Source organism: Corallococcus sp. AB045 (assembly GCF_003668895.1).
In the GTDB taxonomy this organism is placed as follows: Bacteria; Myxococcota; Myxococcia; order Myxococcales; family Myxococcaceae; genus Corallococcus; species Corallococcus coralloides.
Map to the genome: position 1 here is coordinate 1 of NZ_RAWN01000379.1, position 3,318 is coordinate 3,318.

1 protein-coding gene is annotated in these 3,318 nt (G+C 69.0%); it reads left to right on the plus strand.

Annotated features, from left to right (window positions below):
* Positions 1-3,318: non-ribosomal peptide synthetase (locus D7Y21_RS40720; protein WP_121718578.1), on the plus strand; the 3,318-nt coding region annotated here is incomplete at both ends.

Below are 3,318 nucleotides of genomic sequence, written 5' to 3' on the forward strand. Positions count from 1 at the left end.
AGCTCCCCATCGAGCGCCTCGTGGAGGAGTTGAAGCCGGAGCGCATTCCGGGCCGCACTCCCTTCTTCCAGGTGATGCTCACCTACCAGGCCTCCTTCCGCGGCTCCGCCTCCGTCGAGGGCGTCAAGCTGGAGGCCCTGGAGCTCGACACCTTCTCCGCCAAGTTCGACCTCACCCTCCAGGTGCTGGAGACGGACGCCGGCCTCAAGGGCTACCTCGAGTACACCTCTGACATCTTCACCGCCTCCACCGCCGCACGCATGGCCGAGCACCTGCGCGTGCTTCTCCAGGAGGCCGTCGCTCAGCCGAATGAGGCAGTCACCCGATTGCCGCTGCTGACCGCCGTCGAGCGGCGCGAAATGCTGGTGGAGTGGAACGCCACGCGCGCGCCGTTCCCCGAAGCGTGCATGCACTCGCTCTTCGAAGCGCAGGTGCGCCGCGCTCCGGAGGCGGTGGCTGCTGTCTTCGAGGGGACGCAGTTGACATACGCGCAGCTGGACGCGCGCGCCAATCAGCTTGCGCATGCGCTGCGCCGTCGTGGCGTGGGCCCGGAGGTCCGCGTCGCCCTCAGCGTCGAGCGCTCGCTCGATATCGTCATCGGGTTGCTTGGCATCCTGAAGGCCGGCGGCGCCTGGGTGCCGGTGGATCCGCTCCTGCCTCGTGAGCGCCTGGCCTTCATGCTGGAGGACAGCGCGGCTCAGGTGCTCGTCACCCAGCAGCCACTGGTGGACCGGTTCCCCGAAGCGCTGCATGCCCGCGCGCTCTGCCTGGACACCGAGCGCGGCGCTCTCTCCGCTGAGCCGACGGATGCGCCTGCAACGGGCGTGACGCCTGCCAACATGGAGTACCTGCTCTACACCTCGGGCAGCACGGGTACACCGAAGGGCACGGCGGTGGAGCACCGCAGCGTCGCCAACCTCGTCACCCACGAAGCGGTGGCGTACGGCATCGGCCCCGGCAGCCGCGTGTTGCAGTTCGCCAGCCTCAGCTTCGACCTCTCCGTGGAGGAGATTTTCACCACGCTCTGCAACGGCGCCACGTTGGTACTCGCGCCGCTGGAGAAGCTGATGCCGGGTGCACCGCTGCCCGTGCTGTTGCGTGAGCAGGAGTTGAGCGTCGTCAGCCTCACCCCGGCGGCGCTGGCGGCCACGTCCTCCGAGGGACTGCCCAACGTGCGCACCGTCATCTCCGGCGGCGAAGCCCTGCCCGCGGACGTCGTCGCGCGTTGGGCTCCGGGACGGCGATTGCTCAACACCTACGGCCCCACCGAAGCCACCGTCATCGCCACCTTCGGTGAGGTGGTGGCGGATGGGAACGTGCCGTCCATCGGCAAGCCGCTGGCGAACGTGCGTGTCTATGTGTTGGACGCGCACGGGCAGCCCGTCCCCGTGGGTGTACGCGGCGAGCTGCACATTGGCGGCGTCGGCGTGGCGCGTGGGTACGCGGGACGGCCGGGACTCACCGCCGAGCGCTTCACTCCGGACGCTTTCTCCTCCACTCCGGGAGCCCGGCTCTACCGCACGGGCGACGTGGTGCGCTGGCGGGCCGACGGCCAGTTGGACTTCGTCGGCCGCATCGACGCGCAGGTGAAGGTGCGTGGCTTCCGCATCGAGTTGGGCGAGGTCGAGAACGCCCTGCGCGCCGCCCCTGCCGTGAAGGACGCCGTCGTGCTCGCCCGCGAAGATTCGCCGGGCGACAAGCGCCTCGTCGCATACGTCGTGGGTGAAGCCCTCGACATCACGGCCCTTCGCGCGCACCTCAAGCAACTCCTGCCTGAGTACATGGTGCCTGCCGCCTTCGTCCCCCTGGACGCACTGCCGCTGACGTCCAACGGCAAGGTGGACCGCAAGGCCCTCCCTGCTCCGGATGCGAGCGTGCTTCGGGCATCGCACGCTTACGAGGCCCCGGCGACTCCACTGGAAGAGAAGCTCGCGGCACTCTGGAGCGAAGTGCTTCGCGTGCCCACCGTAGGCCGCACGGACAACTTCTTCGAGCTGGGGGGCCACTCCCTGCTCGCCACGCAGTTGGTGGCTCGCGTGCGCGCGGCACTGGATGTGGAGCTGCCGCTTCGCGCCCTCTTCGAAGCTCCCACCATCTCGGCCCTTGCGGAGCGGTTGCATCGGGCTTCCACCGGCACGCGGCTACCGCCCCTGACGCGCACGCGCACCGAAGGCCCTCAGCCTCTCTCCTTCGCTCAGCAGCGCCTCTGGTTCCTGGACCAGTTGGCGCCGGATGACGCCTCCTACAACCTCCCCGTCACGCTGCGTCTCCTTGGGCGTCTGGACGTCGAGGCGCTACGCCGCGCATTCGAGGCGCTGGTGGCGCGGCACGAAGCCCTGCGCACCACCTTCTTCGAAGAAGAGGGCCAGCCCTTCCAGCGCATCCACCCTCCGGCCGAGTGGGTCCTTCCCATGGAGGATCTGTCCGGCCTGGAGGAGTCTGAGCGCGACGCAGAGACGCTGCGGCTTGCCACCCGGGAAGCCCGGCAGCCCTTCCACCTCGTCCATGGGCCGCTGCTGCGCACGGCCCTCCTCAAGCTCTCGGACGACTCCCACGTCCTCCTCGTGACGATGCACCACATCGTCTCCGACGGCTGGTCCATGGGCGTCCTCATCCGCGAGTTGGCGAGCCTCTATGAGTCCTTCAGTGGCGGCCGGGCTCCCTCGCTGCCTCCGCTGCCGGTGCAGTACGCGGACTTCGCCCTCTGGCAGCGCCAGTGGCTCCAGGGAGAGACGCTGGAGTCGCAGCTCGGATACTGGAAGCGCCAGCTGGCCGGTGCCCCCGCCGCGCTGGAGCTGCCCACGGACCGTCCTCGTCCGGCCGTGCAGTCCCGGCGCGGCGCCACGGTGCCCGTGCACTTCCCCTCGGAGTTGACGGACTCGCTACGCAGTCTCGCTCAGCGTGAAGGTGCTACGCCCTTCATGCTGCTGCTCTCCGCATTCCAGTTGCTGCTCTCGCGCTACTCCGGCCAGGACGACGTCTCCGTCGGCTCCCCCATCGCCGGCCGTACTCACGCCGAGGCCGAGGGCCTCATCGGCTTCTTCGTCAACACGCTCGTGTTGCGCGCCCATGTGCGCCCGGAGGAGTCCTTCCGCCAGTTGCTGGCCCAGGTGAAGGCCACCACCCTCGCCGCCTACGAGCACCAGCACGTCCCCTTCGAGAAGCTGGTGGAAGTCCTCCAGCCCTCGCGTGACTTGAGCCGCAGCCCTCTCTTCCAGGTGATGCTCGTCCTGCAGAACGCACCCGCGGAAGCGCTGCGCGTGCCGGGCATGGCCTTCCAGCCCATTCCCCTGGAGGGCAACTCCTCCCGCTTCGATT